This is a genomic window from Streptomyces sp. NPDC046881 (assembly GCF_040645015.1).
In the GTDB taxonomy this organism is placed as follows: domain Bacteria; phylum Actinomycetota; class Actinomycetes; order Streptomycetales; family Streptomycetaceae; genus Streptomyces.
This window is the reverse complement of record NZ_JBEYXJ010000015.1, coordinates 61,266-80,495: the sequence shown is the minus strand read 5'-3', so window position 1 is coordinate 80,495 and position 19,230 is coordinate 61,266. Positions and strand designations below refer to the sequence as shown.

At 72.4% G+C, this 19,230-nt stretch carries 15 protein-coding genes; 6 read left to right on the top strand and 9 right to left on the bottom strand.

The genetic code is table 11. The features are described 5' to 3' along the window. Positions 1-86: 86 nt before the first annotated feature. On the bottom strand, positions 87-1,991 hold the full coding sequence (htpG, locus tag ABZ923_RS10685; RefSeq protein ID WP_361469480.1) for a molecular chaperone HtpG: 1,905 nt from the start codon (positions 1,989-1,991) through the stop codon (positions 87-89). 237 nt (positions 1,992-2,228) lie between these two features. Here htpG and ABZ923_RS10680 point away from each other — a divergent pair, with 237 nt between their 5' ends. From ABZ923_RS10680 to ABZ923_RS10665, 4 genes are all read left to right on the top strand, one after another. Next, entirely contained in the window at positions 2,229-2,696 is a 468-nt protein-coding gene (locus ABZ923_RS10680; protein WP_361469478.1) for an SRPBCC family protein, read from the top strand. 195 nt (positions 2,697-2,891) lie between these two features. Further along, positions 2,892-4,805 (top strand): SMI1/KNR4 family protein, encoded by a 1,914-nt coding sequence (locus ABZ923_RS10675; protein ID WP_361469475.1) that lies wholly within the window; start codon positions 2,892-2,894, stop codon positions 4,803-4,805. Positions 4,806-4,968: 163 nt separating this feature from the next. Then, positions 4,969-6,045, top strand: coding sequence for a hypothetical protein (locus tag ABZ923_RS10670; protein ID WP_361469472.1), 1,077 nt, complete (start codon positions 4,969-4,971; stop codon positions 6,043-6,045). A gap of 143 nt (positions 6,046-6,188) precedes the next feature. Continuing rightward, on the top strand, positions 6,189-7,085 hold the full coding sequence (locus ABZ923_RS10665) for a DUF6424 family protein (protein ID WP_361469470.1): 897 nt from the start codon (positions 6,189-6,191) through the stop codon (positions 7,083-7,085). Positions 7,086-7,121: 36 nt separating this feature from the next. Here ABZ923_RS10665 and ABZ923_RS10660 read toward each other — a convergent pair whose 3' ends face one another. Next, complete coding sequence (locus ABZ923_RS10660) at positions 7,122-8,339, bottom strand: alginate lyase family protein (RefSeq protein WP_361469553.1); 1,218 nt, start codon at positions 8,337-8,339, stop codon at positions 7,122-7,124. 429 nt (positions 8,340-8,768) lie between these two features. Between ABZ923_RS10660 and ABZ923_RS10655 the strand changes: the two genes are divergently transcribed. Continuing rightward, entirely contained in the window at positions 8,769-9,542 is a 774-nt protein-coding gene (locus ABZ923_RS10655) for a lectin (protein WP_361469550.1), read from the top strand. Between the two features lie 107 nt (positions 9,543-9,649). Next, positions 9,650-10,753, top strand: coding sequence for a glycoside hydrolase family 19 protein (locus ABZ923_RS10650; RefSeq protein ID WP_361469547.1), 1,104 nt, complete (start codon positions 9,650-9,652; stop codon positions 10,751-10,753). Positions 10,754-10,932: 179 nt separating this feature from the next. Here ABZ923_RS10650 and ABZ923_RS10645 read toward each other — a convergent pair whose 3' ends face one another. From ABZ923_RS10645 to ABZ923_RS10615, 7 genes are all read right to left on the bottom strand, one after another. Further along, complete coding sequence (locus tag ABZ923_RS10645) at positions 10,933-11,694, bottom strand: cupin (RefSeq protein WP_361469467.1); 762 nt, start codon at positions 11,692-11,694, stop codon at positions 10,933-10,935. After that, a complete protein-coding gene (locus ABZ923_RS10640) occupies positions 11,688-12,617 on the bottom strand; it encodes a PmoA family protein (protein ID WP_361469465.1) in 930 nt (309 codons plus the stop codon). Before ABZ923_RS10640 ends, ABZ923_RS10645 begins: the two co-directional genes overlap by 7 nt. Then, complete coding sequence (locus ABZ923_RS10635; RefSeq protein ID WP_361469462.1) at positions 12,614-13,726, bottom strand: Gfo/Idh/MocA family oxidoreductase; 1,113 nt, start codon at positions 13,724-13,726, stop codon at positions 12,614-12,616. Before ABZ923_RS10635 ends, ABZ923_RS10640 begins: the two co-directional genes overlap by 4 nt. A gap of 184 nt (positions 13,727-13,910) precedes the next feature. Then, positions 13,911-15,152: an MFS transporter gene (locus tag ABZ923_RS10630; protein WP_361469459.1), complete on the bottom strand. Its 1,242-nt coding sequence runs from the start codon at positions 15,150-15,152 to the stop codon at positions 13,911-13,913. Beyond that, positions 15,149-16,276 (bottom strand): pyridoxal-phosphate dependent enzyme, encoded by a 1,128-nt coding sequence (locus ABZ923_RS10625; protein ID WP_361469457.1) that lies wholly within the window; start codon positions 16,274-16,276, stop codon positions 15,149-15,151. The genes ABZ923_RS10630 and ABZ923_RS10625 overlap by 4 nt, the downstream gene beginning before the upstream one ends. Positions 16,277-17,474: 1,198 nt before the next feature. Further along, positions 17,475-18,194, bottom strand: a complete 720-nt coding sequence (locus ABZ923_RS10620; RefSeq protein WP_361469454.1) for an alpha/beta hydrolase — start codon at positions 18,192-18,194, stop codon at positions 17,475-17,477. A gap of 20 nt (positions 18,195-18,214) precedes the next feature. Further along, on the bottom strand, positions 18,215-19,186 hold the full coding sequence (locus ABZ923_RS10615) for an alpha/beta hydrolase (RefSeq protein ID WP_361469451.1): 972 nt from the start codon (positions 19,184-19,186) through the stop codon (positions 18,215-18,217). Between the last annotated feature and the right edge of the window lie 44 nt (positions 19,187-19,230).

Sequence of the window (19,230 nt, the reverse complement as noted above, 5' to 3'; positions counted from 1 at the left end):
ACGAGACGATCCGAGACGTGCGAGACGATCCGTGCGAGGGGGAAACGAATGGCCGGCGCCGCGAGTTCCGGACCCGCGGCGCCGTGTTACAGCGCGCGTTCCAGGCGGTCCGCCATCAGCTTGACGAAGCGGGCGGGCTCCTTCGGCTGGCCGCCCTCGGCGAGCACCGCCAGGCCGTGCAGGAGTTCGGCGGTCTCGGCCAGCTCCGAGCGGTCCTCGCGCTCCTTGTAGGCCTGGTTGAGGCCCTTCACCAGCTGGTGGTCCGGGTTGAGCTCCAGGATCCGCTTGGCGCGGGGCACCTCCTGGCCCATCGCGCGGTACATGTTCTCCAGGGCCGGGGTCAGGTCGTGCGCGTCGGAGACGACGCAGGCCGGGGAGACGGTGAGGCGGGAGGACAGGCGCACCTCCTTGATGTCCTCGTCCAGCTGCTCCTTCATCCAGCCGAGCAGACCGGCGTAGTCCTCGGACTGCTTCTCCCGCTCCGCGTCGGAGGCGTCCTCGTCCTTGGCGTCGAGGTCGATCTGCCCCTTGGCGACGGACCGCAGCTTCTTGCCCTCGTACTCGCCGACGGCGTCCGCCCACACCTCGTCCACCGGGTCGGTGAGCAGCAGCACCTCGATGCCCCGCTCCCGGAACGCCTCCATGTGCGGGGAGTTCTCGATGCTCTGCCGGGACTCGCCGGTCAGGTAGTAGATGTCCTCCTGGCCGTCCTTCATCCGCTCCACGTAGCTCTTGAGCGTGGTCGGTTCGGTGGCGTCGTGCGTGCTGGCGAACGACGCGACGGCGAGGATGGCGTCCCGGTTCTCCGAGTCGGTGACCAGGCCCTCCTTCAGGACCGTGCCGAACTCCCGCCAGAACGTGTCGTACCGCTCCCGGTCCTTGGTCATCATCTCCTTGACCGTGGACAGCACCTTCTTCGTCAGCCGGCGCCGCATCATCTCGATGTGGCGGTCCTGCTGGAGGATCTCGCGGGACACGTTGAGCGAGAGGTCCGCCGCGTCGACGACGCCCTTGACGAAGCGGAGGTACGGCGGCAGCAGCGCCTCGCAGTCGTCCATGATGAAGACGCGCTTGACGTAGAGCTGCACGCCGCGCTTGAAGTCGCGCGTGAACAGGTCGTGGGGCGCGTGCGCGGGGAGGAACAGCAGGGCCTGGTACTCGAAGGTGCCCTCCGCCTGGAGCCGGATCGTCTCCAGCGGGTCGCGCCAGTCGTGGCCGATGTGCTTGTACAGCTCGTGGTACTCGTCGTCGGACACCTCGTCGCGGGGCCGCGCCCACAGCGCCTTCATGGAGTTGAGGGTCTCGGGCGCGGGCGCCTCGTCGCTCCCGTCGGCGGAGCCCTCGGGCACCATCCGGATGGGCCAGGTGATGAAGTCCGAGTACCGCTTGATGATCTCCTTGATCTTCCACGGCGAGGTGTAGTCGTGGAGCTGGTTCTCCGGGTCGGCCGGCTTGAGGTGGAGGGTGACCGAGGTGCCCTGCGGCGCGTCGTCGACCGTCTCCAGGGTGTACGTGCCCTCGCCGCGCGACGACCAGCGGGTGCCCTGGCTCTCGCCGGCCCGCCGGGTCAGCAGGGTCATCTCGTCGGCCACCATGAAGCCGGAGTAGAAGCCGACGCCGAACTGGCCGATGAGCCCCTCCTCACCGGCCTTGTCCTTGGCCTCCCGCAGCTCCTGCAGGAACTTCGCGGTGCCGGAGTTGGCGATCGTGCCGATGAGCTGCCCGACCTCGTCGTACGACATCCCGACGCCGTTGTCCCGCACGGTGAGCGTACGGGCGTCCCGGTCGATGTCGATCTCGATGTGCAGGTCGGACACGTCGGCGTCGAGCGAGTCGTCCCACAGCTTCTCCAGACGCAGCTTGTCCAGCGCGTCAGAGGCGTTGGACACGAGCTCCCGCAGGAAGACGTCCTTGTTCGAGTAGACCGAGTGGATCATCAGCTGGAGCAGCTGACGCGCCTCCACCTGAAACTCGAAGGTCTCAGTCGGCATGTTCGCGGATACCTCACAGGTCCTGTCGCTGGAACTGGTGCAGCCACTGTAAAACACCACGTCAGCGCGGTGGCTCGAATGGGGTGCAGTGGCTGGATCGAACCGGGGGCGGCGGAAGGGCGGATGCGCTGCGTGTTCGCTCCCTCACGCTCCTCGTTTCCGGCTTCAGCGCTCATGACCTTCGCTTCTGCGGGTACTCGCCAGGTCCAGGCAAGGAGTGACAACGGAGGTACAGAGATGAGCACGGTCCGGGAAGCGGTAGAGGTCGAGGTTCCGCTCCACACCGCCTACAACCAGTGGACGCAGTTCGAGGAGTTCCCGAACTTCATGGAAGGCGTCGAGGAGGTCAGGCAGCTGGACGACCGGCACAATCACTGGACCACGAAGATCGGCGGGGTACGGCGGGAGTTCGACACCGAGATCGTCGACCAGCTGCCCGACGAGCGCATCACCTGGCGCACCACGAGCGGCGACACCAGCCAGAGGGGCACGGTCCGCTTCGAGCGCCTGGACGACAGCCACACCAAGGTCGAGCTGGTGATGGACGTCGAGCCCAGCGGGGCCATGGAGAAGGCCGCGGACCTGATCGGCACGATCGATCGGCGCGTCAAGGGTGACATGAAGCGGTTCAAGCAGTTCATCGAGGAGCGCGGCGGGGAGTCCGGCGCGTGGCGCGGCCGGGTCCGACCCGGCGACATCGGCTGACCCCACACAGGTCTCGCACGAGACGTAGGTACGAGGCACATGGCCCGGGCACACCCGCTCGGGCCATGTCTCATGTCGGGCCCTGCGACACGCGGGTGTCGACCGGGGACCCGCCGAGCCGGTGTCCGCCTCCGGCGGGCCCGACGTCCACCGGCCGCAAGGGCGTTGTCAGTGCCGGCTGGCACGATCGGTGGCATGACGGACAGCGACTACTGGCGGGCGTTACTGACGCGCTGGAGCCACGAGTGGGCGGACGCGCAGGATCCGGACGCGCCGGAAGACGAGCGGCTCGCGGAAGACGAGGACATACTGCGTACGCGGTGGCTGGGGTTCCCGCCCGCCTCCGAGGAGCGGATCCTCGCTCTGGAGCAGCGGCTCGGGCACCGGCTGCCTCCCTCGTACCGGGCGTTCCTGACGGTGAGCGACGGCTGGCGGCATGCGGGCGGCTTCGTGTGGCTGCTCGCCGGTACCGGCGACGTCCGGTGGCACGAGGACGCGGCGGGGCTGGCCGAGTACTTCCCCGGGGAGCTGGACGACGACTCCACGCCCGAGGACGAGTTGCTGGCCGGGATGTGGCACCGGGCCCTGCAACTGGACGTGGAGTCGGACGCCGTCCACGTCCTGATGGACCCGGGGGACGTGGACGCCGACGGTGAGTGGGCCGTGTACTCCTACGCGTCGTGGCGGGCGAGCCCGCCGGAGCGGTACGGGTCCTTCCGGGCGTTCATGGAGGACATGTACCGGGAGTTCCACAGCCTCCAGACGGACCGGTCGCGCCGCACCGGGCGGGAGTTCGCCAACGCGACGACGCGGGCGCTGGACGTGTCGGTGGAGGAGGCCCGGCTGGAGGCGCTGCGGGGGCGGTACGAGGAGGCCGAGGCGGCGCTGGCGGAGGCGCTCGAGTACGGCAGGCCGCGGGCGGCGGGGCTGCGCGACCAGATCCGCCGGCTGCTCGGGCAGACGTACACGGTGTCGTTCCACGGTCTCAACGCCGATCCGCTCTACGGGCCGGAGGTCCTGCCCGTCCTTGCGGCCGAGCATGTGAGCGCGTGCCGGGACGACTCGGCGTGGACCTACCACCTGGGCGGCGCCTCCCCCGCGCTGGCCGAGACGGCGCGGGAGATCCTGCACGACGTGCGTGAAGGCATCTACCGCTATGCCCCCGGAGGCGCTTTCGGGCGTGCCGTGGCGGAGGCGCGGGAGCAGGCGCGGTGGGGTGACGCGGACGGGGCGTGGCGGACCCTGCGCGCCGCGCTGCCCGAGTGGCGGCCTGTGGGCCCGGAGCACATCGCGCCGGTCGGGCTGTGCGCCGACCCGCTCCTGGGCCCGCTGGTCACGCCGGAGCGGGGCCGGGAGCTGCTGGCCACGCCCCGGGCCGGGCAGCGGGGCGCGGTGCCGGCTCCGGCGGCCGACGTGGATCCGCCGGGGCTGGCGTGGCTGACGGAGCTGGATCCCGGCAACGTGCTGTCGTCGTCGTACCGCTTCGTCCTCGTGGAGGCGGTGGAGCCGGCCGAGTTGCCCGGCCGTCTCGGCGCGGACGGGACCACCGTGCTGAGCGAGCCGACGACCTTGTGGGAGTCGCGCATGCTACTGCGCGGCGACGCGCACGCGTCGGGCTGGGAGGACAGGGCGGTGGTCTCCGTCGGCCGGGCAGGTGCCGGCTGGAGCTTCGCCCTGGAGGGGCGGCCCGGCGGGAGTTTCGCCGAGAAGTGGTTCGTCTCCCCGGGCGTCGCGGCCTCGCGCGGCACCCGTGCGGTGACGGTGTGGAGCGAGCCGTCCGACGGGCACCGCCCCGGTGTGTTCCATCTGTCCGTGGCGGAGGACGGGGAGGAGCGGTACGGGTTCACGGTGCGGGAAAAGGCGGTCGTACGGGGTTCCGTGCCGGCCGCGCTGGATCCGGAGCGGCTCTTCCGGCCGGACGACCCGCCCGCCGAGCGGCTGGGTGAGCGCCGGGCCCTGGAGGCGCTCGCCGCCGAGTACGGCGTCCGGTTGCCGCGGTTCGCCCTCGTCCGTGGGCGTCTGCACACGTTCCGGACGAGATCCTGGAACCGGCAGCCGGGCCCCGGCGAGGGCTACTGGACGCTGGCTTTCGTCCGCACCAGGCCGTAGGAGGCGGCGGGTTGGCGCGGCATCGATGCGTCGTGTGACGCCTTGAACCCACTGCGTCATCGCGATTGCATGCTTGCGGACCTCCGGCGGAGGGCTGGAGGGGGACCGTGTCCTGTGTGGGGGGAACATGAGGGGAAACGCGAACGGGAGCACCACCAGACGTGTGCGGGCCGCTCTGGGCGTGGCGGTCGCGGTCTGCGCGGTCACGGCCGCGGTGCCCGGCGCGGCCGGGGCCGAGGCCGCGGGTCTCGCGGGTGGCAGCGGAGCCGACGTCGAGAGGATCAGTGTCGCGGCCGACGGCACCCAGGCCGACGACAACTCCGCGGGAGCCTCGATCACGCCCGACGGCCGCCGCATCGTCTTCTCCTCGTCGGCGACGAACCTCACGCCCGACGGCACCACGGGAGGCGACCGGGTGTACGTCCGCGACCAGCCGACGGGCCGGTCCCGGCAGATGGGGCCGCTGCCCCCGCTCCAGCCCCCGGTGATCAGCGGTGACGGGGCCTACCTCGCCTATCCGGTGCAGTGGGTGACCAACGTGCGGATTCGCCAGTACCAGGTGAGCACGGGAGCGACGGCTTCCCTCAACTGCTCGGCCTACAGCTGCAACCAGCCGTCGCTGAGCGGGGACGGCGGTTACGTCGCCCATGTCGTCTTCTCTCCGCGACAACCGTCGTTCGGCCAGCGCATCGAGGTGCAGAACCAGGGAACCGGCACCAACCAGACCGTCGCCACCTTCGGCCACACCTTCCCGTCCAGGCCGTCCATCAGCGGCGACGGCCGCTATGTCGCCTACCAGGACGGCAAAACGGAGGACGTCTTCGTGTGGGACCGGACCGGCGGCACCGCCTCCGGCCCGATCGAGGGGCCGTCCGCGAAGGCGACCCTCGTCCAGCTCAGCTACGACGGCAGCAAGGTCGTCTACCTGTCGGGCTCCGACACCTACGTCCACGATGTGAGCTCGGGCACCGCCCGACTGGTGCCGAACGTGCGGGGCTTGGCCATCGATCCCACCGGCCGCTATCTGCTGTACGCCCCGCAGGACACGACCGGACCGTCGCTCGCGCTGCTCGACCTGGTGACGGACACCACGGAGGCCGTCTCGAACCAGCCCGCCTCGGCCGGGACCGGCGCGGTCAGCACCGGGGGACGCGACGTGGTCTTCCAGTCCACCGCCGACGACCTCGTGCCCGGCGACACCAACGGCAAGTCGGACGTCTTCGTCCGCCACTTCGCCTGAGCACCCCGGCCGGCGCCTCGGGGCGGTGTCTGCGCTCGCAGACTCCCGCCCCGAGGCGCACGATAGTCACAGGGGGACCGTTCCCGGGGGGCACTCGGCACCGCGGGCCGTACCCGGGCCGCGGGCGGCACGAGGAGGGCAGTATGACCCGCGCCGGTACCGTTGCCAGAAACGTGATGCCCGACACGGTCAAGCCGGGCGGCACCATGTCGGAGGACCATCCCTGGAGGATCCGGCTGGTGGAGCATCCGAAGCGTTTCGAGTCGCCGTTCTTCCAGGCCGCGAAACGCACGGCGCACCGGATCCTCGACGAGATGGACGACGCGGACCTGCCCTACGGGCCCCGGCCGGTGGCACCCGAGGGCTGGGAGATGCACCACGGCGGCAGCCTGTGGGTGAAGTCGGCGGGCGGCTGGCGGATGTACCGGGCCCGCGTGGGCATCGAGTGGAGCATGCAGTTCTGCGCCGACCCGCCCAAGATCGACCGGCTGCGCCAGGACGCGGCCGAACTGGTGGCGGCCTTCCCCGAGACGCTGCCCGCCCTGGCCGAACTGGGCTACGAGGAGGCCGAGCAGCTGCTGCGCACCCCGGTCACGGACGCCGACGGCGTCGAGGCGTGGACCGACTGCCTCTTCAACTCCTGTGTGCCGATGAGCCGTGGGAACCACCAGGGGATCCTGCCGAAGGTGCCGGGAGAGCACCACTACCCGTGGCCGGTGAAGGGTGCGGACTTCTTCCGGTACGACGACTTCCAGCTGTGGGTGACCCTGCCCGACGGCACGCATGGCGCCGTGACGCCGGTGGACCGGCGGGGTTCCGGCGACGGGCACGTGCGGCTGGTGCTCGCCCCGGAAGGCAGCCAGGCCGCGCACACGCTGGCCCAGGCGCAGGACCGGGGGCTGATGGCGGTCCTGCCGCCGAACAGCTCGGCCGCGCTCCAGGCGTTCGCCGGGCAGATCGACCCGGGCCGGCGCAGCGCGTCCGGACCGCTGGCGCCCCGGCGGTCGCATGGCGACGGCCGGAGCCCCCGGGCTCGTTGACCACGGGCCCGGCACGGGTGCGGACCGGCGGCGGGGTCAGTTCGGGTTGTCGCCGTGGGTGAGGGTCTCCCAGGCCACGAAGAGGTTGTTGCTGCCTGCCGGGCGGTTCTGCTCGGTCAGGGTCTGGGTGTTGGTCATGGCGATGCCCAGGCGGTTGTGCAGGGCGTTGTAGCCGACCTCGGTGACCGGGCCCAGCCCCCGCTTGACCGACCCGCCGCACAGCCAGCTCGGGACGGCGGTGCCCAGTTCGTACTTGGCCTGGAAGCCGAGCGCCTGCCGCAGCCGTTCGCCCACGTCGGTGCCGTACAGGTCCTGGCCCTGGATCCGGCTGGTCTCGGCGACGTGCGAGATGGCGGAGATGCCGTAGCCGGTGTGGGTGAAGTCGCGGCAGGTCTCCTGGGTGAGGCCGGTGACGAAGGTGGACTGGCCCTGCCAGTAGGAGACGATCTTGTCGCGGGTGTTCAGGTTCTGGCTCGGTACCGTCTTCGGCAGGTCGCCGTCGGAGGCGAGGTACACGTACGCGGCCGTGCGGGTGCGGAACTTCGCCATGGCCGTGTCGTACGACGCCTTGTCCTCCAGGAAGACGGAGATGCCGACGGCCGCCTCCATCATCGACAGCTCCCAGTTGCCGTTGGAGTTCGAGCCGTTGATGATCTCCGGCAGGTAGACGTTGCGCAGCATGGACGCGAAACGGCCTGAGTTGGCCCATGTGCCGGAGTACGTGTACTTGATGATCTCGGCGGCCTTCGGCCAGGAGGAGCCCGCCCAGCCCGTCTGCAGCGGAGCGTTGCTGTTGGTGTGGTCGGTGAGCACGGCGGACCAGGCGTCCATCAGCTCGATCGCCTTCTTGGCGTAGCGCTCGTCTCGGGTGACGTACCAGGCGAGCGCGTCGGTGTACGCCGCGATGGCGTCCTCGCGTTCGTCCGTACAGCCGTAGTTGGGGTTGGAGTAGGAGCCGCACTCCACGACGGCGCGGGGCCGGGGGGTGCGGCTGAGGCTCGCGTACTTGCTCGCCATCATCTGGTCGTAGGCGCTCTTCCACGGCTGGGCGCCGGCGAGCACCTTGCCGCGGGCGAAGTCGAGTTGGGCGCGGGAGACGGTGACGCCGGGGTGGACGAAGGTCGCGGGGGCGGCCTCCGCGCGCTCGGTGCCGGGCCAGGAGAGCAGGCCGGTGGTGAGCAGGGTGGCCGCCGCCGTGAGGGCGAGGGCGGAACGCCGGGACCTGCGGCGGCGGCGGGCGGGTGTTTCCTGCATCGTGTTCGTCCTCATATGTGAACTCTGGGCGGCTTCTTGAACGCGCGGGCTGAACCGAGACCATAGGTACGGACCAGATGACCGTCAAGGGGGCGCGCTTCAGGGGCTGTTCACAGTGCGGCGGCCGGCATGCCGGAGCGACGCCCCTCCGTCACCGGCATCAACAAATGAACGCCGAACGACGTTCACCCACGTCGGCACCCTGGCCTGAATTCACTCCTCAGGGTCACTCAACTGCCTTTGCAGCATGCCTCGTTCGGCACTTGACGGTACTGGTTCAGACCACTTAGCTTCCCGGGGTGCCGGGTGGGCCTCCGCACCGCAGCACTCGGCTCGGTGAGGCCTTGCCCGTTCTTCATCGACCGCGAAAGGCTGTGATCTCCTCCCGTGGCCGCACAACCCCCCACTCGCTCGGTCCTGTTCCGCACCGTGCTCGCCGCCGCCGTCGCCGTGTCGGCCGGCGCGCTGGCCGCCTCTCCCGCCCAGGCCGCCACCGGCTCCATCACCGGGCTCGCCGGCAAGTGCCTCGACGTCGCCGGGGCCGACTCCGCCGACGGCACGCCCGTTCAGCTCTACGACTGCAACGGCACCAACGCCCAGCAGTGGTCCGTGGGCAGCGACGGCACCCTGCGCGCCCTCGGCAAGTGCCTCGACGTCACCGGCAACGCGACCGCCGACGGCGCCAAGGCGCAGTTGTGGTCCTGTACCGGCGGCGCCAACCAGAAGTGGACCGTGACCGCCGCCCACGACATCGTCAACCCGCAGGCGGACAAGTGCCTGGACGTCACCGGCAACACCTCCGTCAACGGCACCCGGACCCAGATATGGACCTGCACCGGCGGCGCCAACCAGAAGTGGAACGCCCCGGCCGCGCAGGCCGGTGAGCAGTGCTGGGCCACCCACTACGGCCCCCAGCCGCCCGGCGCGCTGACGGCGAGCGGTGAGCTGTTCGACAACAACGCCGACACGGCGGCGACCTCGCTCAGCCGTCAGCCCCAACTGCCGTTCGGCACCAGGGTGCAGGTGACCAATGTCGCCAACGGCCGGTCGCTGGTGGTCCGCATCAACGACCGGGGCACGTTCGTGCAGACCCCGCAGGAGCCGAAGTGCCTCGACCTGACCGACGGCGCGTTCAGCCGGCTCGGCGGCAGCCTGAACCCGGACGCCGGGCACATCGTCGTCACGCAGACCGTCCTCAACTGACCGCCGCGGACCGCCCCCTGCACGTCTCCCGGACCGCAACCGGCCCCATGAACTGGAGCGAAGTCTTCATGCGTCACCCCAACCCCGGACGGATACCGCTGCGCCGCATGCACCTCGGACGCTTCCTGGCCGCCGTCATCGCCGCGTCCTTCGCCGTGCTGTTCGCCGTCACACCGGCGCAGGCCGCCGACGGGCAGATCAGCGGCCTCGCCGGCAAGTGCGTCGACGTCGCCGGCGCGAGCAGCGCCAACGGCACGGCCGTACAGCTCTACGACTGCAACGGCACCGCGGCCCAGCGGTGGTCCAACCCGGGCGACGGCACCCTGCGGGCGCTCGGCAAGTGCCTGGACGTCGTGGACCGCGGCACCGCCGACGGAGCCGCCGTGCAGCTGTGGGACTGCTCCGGCGGGGCCAACCAGCAGTGGGTGGTCACCGCCGCGCAGGACATCGTCAACCCGGCCGCGAACAAGTGTCTCGACGTGCGGGACAACAACTCGGCCAACGGCACGCGGTTGCAGATCTGGAGCTGCTCCGGCGGCGCCAACCAGAAGTGGAACGCGCCGGCGAGCGGCGGAGGCGGCACGACGCCGTCCGGGTTCGTCGTCTCCGAGGCCCAGTTCAACCAGATGTTCCCGAACCGGAACTCGTTCTACACCTACAGCGGCCTGACCGCCGCGCTCGGTGCCTACCCCGCGTTCGCGAACACCGGCAGCGACACCGTGAAGAAGCAGGAGGCCGCCGCCTTCCTCGCCAACGTCAGCCACGAGACCGGCGGACTGGTGTACGTCGTCGAGCAGAACACCGCCAACTACCCGCACTACTGCGACTGGAGCCAGCCCTACGGGTGCCCGGCGGGCCAGGCGGCGTACTACGGGCGCGGGCCCATCCAGCTGTCCTGGAACTTCAACTACAAGGCCGCCGGCGACGCCCTCGGCATCGACCTGCTCGGCAATCCGTGGCTGGTGCAGAACGACTCCGCCGTGGCCTGGAAGACCGGGCTGTGGTACTGGAACACGCAGAGCGGGCCCGGCACTATGACCCCGCACAACGCCATGGTGGGCGGCGCCGGCTTCGGCCAGACCATCCGCTCCATCAACGGCTCCCTGGAGTGCGACGGCAAGAACCCCGGGCAGGTGCAGAGCCGCGTCGACGCCTACCAGAGGTTCACCCAGATCCTCGGCGTCAGCCCGGGCGGCAACCTGTACTGCTGAGGCCCCTCTCGTAGGCCGGCCGGTCGCCCGGAGCTCCGCCGATGCGTCCGGCCGTCCCGTACGGCGCCCACAAGGGCCGGTGCACGGCGGACGAGTACGCCGTCGGCCTCGCCTTCACGACCCGCGAGGGCCAAGGCCGGTCGAAACAGGGGCCGGAACCGGTGCCGGGGCGAGCCGGTTCAGCCGGCGTGGTAGGGCAGGGTCGTACCCGGCAGGGCGTACTCGTCGCGGCGCCCGCACATCCCGAAGCCGCCGCGCCGGGTGGGCGTGGTCTCGTGCGCCGTCGCCTCCGCGAGGTAGGCCGGGTCTCCCGCCTCCAGCGCGTCGAGCTGGGCGCCGGTGCGTTCGGCGGCGGTGAGAGCACCCGCGCGCCACCGTTCACGCCAGGCGGGCACCTTGGCGCGGATCAGGCGGGCGGCGGCGCGCTGGAAGTCCCGGTAGGGGCGGTCGTCCCCGGCGACCAGGGTCTCGCGCAGGACGAGGTAGCCCTCGACGGCGAGGTCCCTGCGGCGCCGGGCCGCCGCCTCGGTCCGCGGGCCGGTGCCCGGCGGGAGGGCGGCCGCCGCCACGTACCGCTCCGGGTCGGCGAGCACCTCGGGCGGGAAGGTGAACACGGCGTCCCCGGCCTCGGGCAGTCCGCTGTTCTGCATCAGCACGGTGACGCGCAGGTCGCCGCCCTGCACCATGCGGTGCACGGTCCCGGGTGTGAACCAGGCGACCGAGCCGGGCCGCAGCGGGACGTCCCGGTAGCCGTCGGGGCTGAGCGTCTGCACCGCGCCCCGGCCGCCCGTGACGACGTACGCCTCCGTGCACACCAGGTGCAGATGCGGGCTGCCGCCGCAGACGCCGTCGGCGGCCTCCCAGGCGTAGGCGCTCAGGTGGGACAGGCCGACGGCTCCGGGCAGTGGGTGCGGCAGGGCGTCCTCGGGTTCCGTCACCACGGCAGGCCCTCCAGGTGGGCGGCGATCCGGTCGCGGTCCCAGGAACCGTCGGCGATCACCACCCGGTAGCGGTAGCCGAAGGACTCCCCCGGCTCCAGCGTGAACTCCTCGAAGAAGGCCCAGGAGAAGGCGACGGTAGGGATGGGTTCGGCGCGCACGAACCAGTGGGAGTCGTGGATCGCGGACGTCTCGTCCAGGTTCTCCGGCGCGTGCGCGAAGACGAGAGTGGAGTGCCCGTCGACCTCGTCGTGCTCGGAGGTGAAGGCCAGCCACGGCCCCCGGCTGCCCATGAGCTTCCCGGCGCCGGTGTCCTCGGCGTCGGGGGCGAGGACCCGGCCGCCGGTGAAGTCGCGCGGCCCACGCCACTGCAGGCCGGTGTACCCGGCCAGCTCCCGGCCCGCGGTGGTCGGGGAGCCGAACACCAGCGGCTCGGCGCGGACGTTGGTGAGCCGGATCGACCAGTCGAGCGCCCAGGAGCCGGCGTCCTCGTCGACCGAGTGCACCGCGATCCCGCGCACTTCGCGGGCCCATTCCCGCCCGCCGTTCTCGACCCAGGTCAACTCCTCTGTGAAGGCGAACCGTTGGTCCTCGACGGTGAGCGCGGTGAAGCGGTCGTGGCGCATGGAGCCGATCCGGTCCGGCAGCGCCAGGTAACCCCGGCCGTGCACATAGCAGTTGCCGCCCCAGAAGTTCTGCCCGGACAGATGGCTGGCCGTCATCTGCAGGCCCTTGTGCCAGCGGTGGTCGTTCGGCCGGTATCCGGTCACCGTGCGACCGGCCAGGGTGCGGACGGGGTGGGCGTACGGTTTGCGGGACTCGAAGGGGTCCGGGTCGGGGCGGTGGACGTAGCGGAGGATCTCGGTGCCGTTCGGTGCCTCGACCGCGAGGTGCTCGCCGTGGACGTGGCTGACGCGGATGGTCATGCGCGCTCCTTCGGGGCCCAGTCGGGGTGTCCGCCGTGCATGGCCGAGTAGTAGGGGTCGCCGGGGCCGATCTCGCCGGCGCGCACCGGCTGTCCGGTGAACGCCGCCTTGTACAGCGCGGCGGCGAACTCCAGGGCGGCGCGGGCGTCCCGGCCGCTCCCGGGGGGCCGTACACCGCGGTCGTAGGCGTCGAGGAGGGCGCCGAGCTGCACGGTGTGCGAGCTGGGGACGTCCGCGGCGGGGGTGCGCCAGGCGGCGGCGCGCTCGGGTCGGACGTGCGGGGCCGGGGTGTAGACCCAGTCGTCGTTGCCGTGTCCGTACAGGTGGGTCAGCTCCACCGTGGCGTCGGCGCAGTCGATGCGGATGCGGCTCACCTCGTCCGGGGAGAGCACGCTGTTGACGACGGTGGCGAGCGCGCCGTTGCGGAAGCGGACCAGGGCGGTGGAGACGTCCTCGCTCTCGATGTCGTGGACCAGCCGGGCCGCCATGGCCCGTATCTCCTCCCACTCGCCGAGCAGGTGCAGCAGCAGGTCGTACTGGTGGATTCCGTGCCCCATCGTGGGGCCGCCGCCCTCCGTCGCCCACCGCCCGCGCCACGGCAGGGAGTAGTACGCGCCGTCCCGGTGCCAGGTGGTCTGGCAGTGCGCCACCAGCGGGGCGCCCAGCTCGCCGCGTGCGATCAGGTCGCGGGCGTGTACGGCACCGGAGCCGTAGCGGTGCTGGAAGATGACCGAGGCGTAGGCGCCGGAGGCCTCCTCGGCGGCGGCGATGTCGTCGAGTTCGGCCGGTGACAGGCACAGCGGCTTCTCGCACAGCACCCAGGCGCCCGCCTTGAGCGCGGCCACGGTCTGCTCGCGGTGCAGCGCCGGCGGGGTGCCGATCAGCACCAGGTCCGGGTGTACGGCGCCCAGCATGGCGTCCGTCGAGGTGAACCCGGCGACCCGGGCACCCGCGAGCTGCCGGAAGGCGTCCAGCCGGGCCTCGTCCACGTCGACGGCGGCGACCAGTTCGGCCCGCTCGGCATGGGCTCCGAGCGCGGGCAGATGGCTGCCCGTGACGATGGCACCGGTGCCGATCACGGCGACCCGGCGGTGTGCGGGCAGGGACATGCGGCGCTCCTCGGAGATCGACAGGTCGGGAGCAGCCGTGGAAAGCGCTTGCCCCCGTACCGGACGACCCTAGGGGCGAGGGATTGTCAGGACAACCCCTCTGCGAGGGACTTGGCTGGTGCGGGACCGTCAGCGGGCCGGCTCACCGGCGTCGAAGGCGCCCGGGCGGGCTCCCCGGCGGGAGTCATCCGGTCACCGGAGCCGGCCGCGCCGCCAGGTGGCCGGCCTGGTGCAGCCGTGCCACCAGAGCGGCGCAGCCGAACCCGGTCGTGGCCAGCGCGGCCCACGGCAGCCAGGCCACCCCGGTGTCGAACAGCGCCCCGACGGCCAGGTTGCCCAGCGAGACCGCGATGCCGGAGGCGGTGCTGTAGGCGCCGTAGTACGTGGCGACGAGCCGGTCGCCGGAGAGCCGTACGACGGTGTCCATCTCGAAGGGGTAGAGCAGCGCCCCGCCGCAGGCCAACAGGACCGCGCACAGCGTCAGGGCGGCCGCCCCGGCGAGTGCGCCCTGCGACCGGGGCAGCAGGGGCAGGAAGGCCGCGCCCATGACCGCCAGCCCGCAGGCGACGGCCTGCGGCCCGGTCAGGGTGCGCTGCGCCCACGCGGTCAGTTTCAGCTGGCCCGCCAGCGCGGCCAGCGCCGACGCGGCGAAGACCGCGCCGGTGACCGCGCCGGTGCGCTGGCCGAACAGGGCGCGCGCGTGCAGCGGCAGGGCCAGATACACCTGGAACGCCAGGACGTAGGAACCGCTCATGGCGGCCGCGAAGAGGAGGAAGGGGCGGTTGGCGGCGACGGTGCGCCAGTCGGTGGCGACCGCCCGCCAGGCGGGTTCGCCGCCGCGGCCGGCGGGGGGCCGGGCGGGCAGGGCGCGGGCCTGGAGTACGGCCAGGGCACCGAAGACGAGCGCCGCGACCGTGCAGACCACGCTGAAGTCCCAGGCCAGCAGGGCGAGTCCGGCAAGCGGGCCGACCAGGACGCCCGCCTGGTAGAAGACGTTGAACGCGGCGAACGCCGCCACCCGCCGCTCCTCCCCGGCGTCCGCCGCGAGGTACGCCCGTACCGCCGGATTGAACAGCGCACCCGCCAGACCGGTCAGCGCGGACGCCGCCACCAGCGCGGGGAGGGAGCCGACCACCGCCAGCAGCCCGAACGCGACCGCGCGCAGGGCGCACCCGGTGAGGATCATCGGCTTGCAGCCGTAGCGGTCGGCGAGGGTGCCGCCGAGCAGGAACATGCCCTGCTGGGAGAAGTTGCGCACGCCCAGCACCAGGCCGACCGCCCAGGCGGCGAGGCCGAGGCCGTGGGCCAAGTGGTCGGCCAGGTAGGGCATGAGCATGTAGAAGCCCAGGTTGATGGCGAACTGGTTCACCATCAACAGCCGGGCCGGCCGGTCGAAGGAGCCTGTGCGGGCCCACAGCCGCTTCACCGGGCACCCGCCTTCGCCCGGTCGCGCGCGAGCGGATCGCGGACCCGTCCGCACCGGGCCCACCGGGTCACCGCGCGGGCGTCCGGTTCGGCGATGTCGTCGGGCCCCGGCGGCGGTGTCCGCCCCAGCAGGCCGTGCTCGCGGCACCAGGCGTCGTCGTAGACCGTCGTCAGGTAGCGGTGCGGGCCGTCGGGGAAGACCGCGGCGATCCTGGTGCCGGCGGGGTACGTCCGCGCCGCCCACCCGGCCACCAGCGCCACCGCTCCCACGCTCCAGCCGCCGGAGACGTAGTGCCGGCGGGCGAGTTGGCGGCAGGCCCAGACCGCCTCGGCCGGGGCCACCCAGTGGACCTCGGCGAAGGCCGCGTAGTCGACGTTGTCCGGGTGGACGCTGGAGCCCAGGCCGCGCATCAGCCGCGGCCCCGCGGGCTGGCCGAAGATCACCGAGCCGACCGAGTCGACCCCGATGAGCGTCAGCCGCGGGAAGGCAGCCCGCAGCACGGCGGAGACACCGGCGGAGTGTCCGCCCGTACCGACCGCCGCCACCAGCACGTCGACCCAGCCGAGTTGGGCGATCAGCTCGGCCGCGAGAGGGCGGTAGGCGGCGACGTTGTCGGGGTTGCGGTACTGGTCCGGGCAGTACGCCCCCGGCGTCCGCGCCAGCAGTTCGGCGACCCGCGCACGGCGCGCCTCCTGCCAGCCGCCCTCCGGGTGCGGCGCGGTGACCTGGACCACCCGTGCGCCCCGCGCGGTGAGCAGGCGCGCCACGGCCGGTTCCATGCCCGGGTCGGTCACGACGGTCACCGGGTGGCCGTAGGTCAGCCCGGCCAGGGCGAGGCCCAGTCCGAGGGTGCCGCTGGAGGATTCGACGATCGGCGCGCCCGGCGCGAGGTCGCCGCGCCGGCGGGCCTCACGGACCATGTGCAGGGCGGGCCGGTCCTTGAGGCCGCCCGGGTTGGCGCCCTCCAGCTTGGCGTGGAAGCCGCGGCCGGGCGGGGCGAACGGCGTGTCCACCCACAGCACCGGGGTGTCACCGACGAGGTGGGACGGACGCCGGGCCGTCAGCAGCCGGGACGTGCGCGCTCCTGAGGGTTCGGGCAGGTGTGCGGACAGGGAGGTATGCATGGGGTACGACTCCTCCGCGCCCGGCGGCGGTACGGCGGGCGCTGTGCAGGTGGGGCATGGCACGCGGGCACACCCCGGACCGCGGACGGGCCCGGGGCGCGCGGGGCGGGCCTACTGCCGCAGCACGCAGCCGAGCGCGAACGAGGAGCCGTGCACACACGGGAGGGAAACACCGGCCGCCCTGCGCCGGCTGGTGTCCGGAAAGCGCCCGCGCACCCCCGCGGGGTGGAGGGGCGGATGCGCCTCGTCACCGAGCCCGGTGTCGTCGAGCCCGGCACGCGGCCGGTCCGCCGAGTGATCACTGTGCCCGTCCGCCGCGTGCCGGTGGTGGGGGGACGGGGACGGGGCGGCGGGGGTTGCGTCCGCTGCGTGCCGGTGGTGGGGGGACGGGGCGGCCGGGGTTACGTCCGCTGCGGGATGGTGGTGGGGAGGCGGCGCGGCGGAGCCTGGGGCGCGGAGCGCGTCCGGCGCGGGGCGGTGGTGGGGAGGCGGGTCGGTCGGGGCTGCGTCCACCGGCCGCCGGTGATGGGAAGGCCGCGCGGCCGGCTCCGAGTCTGCGGCTCTCTCCGCGACGGGCCGAAGGTCGTACGCCACGACGGGACTCGGGTCGGGACCTGCGAAGGCGCAGGCGTGCACCGCGCCGGTGAGATGCGCGGCGATCACCAGGACCAGCCCGATCAGCAGGGCGGCGCCACGGGAACGCCCCGCGCGCCCGTGCCCGTTGCCCCGCGACCTGATCACAAGCACACAGTAACCATGCCATGACGGGGTGTCATATCGTCACCGGGGTGACTGCGCCACTCGGGCGACTTCCCCGCCTACGGCCTCGGTGGGACGACCCGCTTCCAAGAGACAGGACTGCTGCACGGCGAGCCGGCGGGCGCCGGGGCGGCCGGCCCGCGCGGCGGGAGACGGCAGGAGGTACACGATCTCCGACGACGGGACGTCCGTGCACCTGTGGGAGCGGGCCGAGGAGAACTGACTCCGGTCGGCCGATGCCCTGGCCGCCCGCCGCCGGGGCACCCCGCTTCACCGCCGACGGCGCCCCGTCCCGGAGCCGGAGGACGCGTACTTCCGCTACCGGCGCAGGACGACCCGTTCCCTGGGGCGGCCCGACCCGAAGTCCTTGCCCGGGGCGCGGGGAGACCGCGCGGACGCTGTACGGGGGAGGCGTCCGCGCGGTCGGTCGTGGGGTCGGTCAGCTCGTCGCGCGGACCGCTTCGCGGATCAGGTCGGCGACGGCCTTCGGCTGGGAGACGGCCACGGCGTGCGAGGCGCCCTCGACCTCCACGATCGTCGCCCCGGCCCGCTTCGCGCCGAAGCGCTCCACCTCGGGGTTGATCGCGTTGTCCGCGGCGGCCACCAGGGCCCAGGACGGCTTGGTCTTCCAGGCGGCGGCGGAGGCCGTCTCCTCGAAGGCCGCGGCGGCGAGCGGGCGCTGGGCCGCCGCGAGGACCTTGGTGACCTCCGCGGGCACGTCGGCGGCGAAGACCGACGGGAAGGCGTCCTCGGCGATGGTGACCTCGACGGCGGGATCGCCGCCGGCGACGGGATACGTCCACTGCTTGAGGTTGCTCACCAGCGGCGACAGCGGGAAGCGGCCCTGCAGTTCACCGAGGCTCTCGCCCTCGTCGAGGGCGTACGCGGCGACGTAGACCAGGCCGACGACGTTCTCCGTGGTGCCGGCCACGGTGATGAGCGCACCGCCGTACGAGTGCCCGACCAGGACGACCGGGCCGTCGATCTGGGCGGCGACGGAGGCGACGTACGCGGCGTCGGCCGCCAGGCCGCGCAGCGGGTTCGGCGGGGCGATCACGGGGATGCCGTCGCCCTGCAGTTCCTCGACGACCCCGGACCAGCTGGCCGCGTCGGCGAAGGCGCCGTGGATGAGGACGACGGTGGGAGTGGAGGTCGACATGTCTGTGCTTCTCCTCGGTGTCAGGCGGTGTGCAGGGTGGTGTGCAGGGTGCGCACGGCGAGGTCGATGGCGGCCTGGGCGGCGTGGGTGCCGCGCAGGGCGTCGAGCATCACGAAGTCGTGGATGATGCCCTGGAAGCGGACCGCGGTGACCGGGACACCGGCGGCGCGGAGCTTGTTGGCGTAGGCCTCGCCCTCGTCGCGCAGCACATCGGCCTCGCCGGTGATGACCAGTGCCGGGGGAAGGCCCGTGAGCTGGTCGGTGGTGGCGCGCAGCGGGGAGGCGGTGATGTGGGCGCGTTCGGCGGGGTCGGTGGTGTACTGGTCCCAGAACCACTGCATGCCGTCGCGGCGCAGGAAGTAGCCGGTGGCGAACTGGTGGTAGGACGGCGTGTCGAAGTTCGCGTCCGTGACCGGGTAGAACAGCACCTGCTGCAGCAGCGGGACGCCGCCGCGTTCCTTGGCCATCAGGGTCAGGGCGGCGGTCATGTTGCCGCCGACGGAGTCGCCGGCCACGGCCAGCCGGGAGCCGTCCAGGTCCTGGTCCGTGCCGTGGTCCACCACCCATCTGGCGACGGTGAAGTTCTGCTCGATGGCGACCGGGTAGCGGGCCTCGGGCGAGAGGTCGTACTCGGGGAAGACGACCGCGGCGCGGGCGCCGACGGCGAGTTCGCGGACCAGGCGGTCGTGGGTGTGGGCGTTGCCGAAGACCCAGCCGGCGCCGTGGATGTAGAGGATGACGGGGAGGGGGCCGGTGGTGCCGGCGGGCCTGACGATCCGGGTGCGGACGCTGCCGGTGGGGCCGCCGGGGACGGTGATCCACTCCTCGTCGACGGCCGGCTTGTCGATCTCGCCGGACTGCACCTCGTCGACCGCCTTGCGGCCCTCCGCCGGGGGCAGGTCGAACAGGTAGGGCGGGTTGGCGGTCGCCGCCGCGAACTCGGCCGCCGCGGGCTCCAGCACCGGCTCCACCGGCGACAGGGCTTCAGACATGGGTATCTCCTGGATGTTGCGTAGGGGGCGCCGGTCGGTCCGGC

Coding starts and splice junctions, on each gene's coding strand:
- htpG (WP_361469480.1), bottom strand. CDS start 1,991: ATGCCGACTGAGACCTTCGAGTTTCAGGTGGAGGCGCGTCAGCTGCTC.
- ABZ923_RS10680 (WP_361469478.1), top strand. CDS start 2,229: ATGAGCACGGTCCGGGAAGCGGTAGAGGTCGAGGTTCCGCTCCACACC.
- ABZ923_RS10675 (WP_361469475.1), top strand. CDS start 2,892: ATGACGGACAGCGACTACTGGCGGGCGTTACTGACGCGCTGGAGCCAC.
- ABZ923_RS10665 (WP_361469470.1), top strand. CDS start 6,189: ATGACCCGCGCCGGTACCGTTGCCAGAAACGTGATGCCCGACACGGTC.
- ABZ923_RS10660 (WP_361469553.1), bottom strand. CDS start 8,339: ATGCAGGAAACACCCGCCCGCCGCCGCCGCAGGTCCCGGCGTTCCGCC.
- ABZ923_RS10650 (WP_361469547.1), top strand. CDS start 9,650: ATGCACCTCGGACGCTTCCTGGCCGCCGTCATCGCCGCGTCCTTCGCC.
- ABZ923_RS10640 (WP_361469465.1), bottom strand. CDS start 12,617: ATGACCATCCGCGTCAGCCACGTCCACGGCGAGCACCTCGCGGTCGAG.
- ABZ923_RS10635 (WP_361469462.1), bottom strand. CDS start 13,726: ATGTCCCTGCCCGCACACCGCCGGGTCGCCGTGATCGGCACCGGTGCC.
- ABZ923_RS10625 (WP_361469457.1), bottom strand. CDS start 16,276: ATGCATACCTCCCTGTCCGCACACCTGCCCGAACCCTCAGGAGCGCGC.
- ABZ923_RS10620 (WP_361469454.1), bottom strand. CDS start 18,194: ATGTCGACCTCCACTCCCACCGTCGTCCTCATCCACGGCGCCTTCGCC.
- ABZ923_RS10615 (WP_361469451.1), bottom strand. CDS start 19,186: ATGTCTGAAGCCCTGTCGCCGGTGGAGCCGGTGCTGGAGCCCGCGGCG.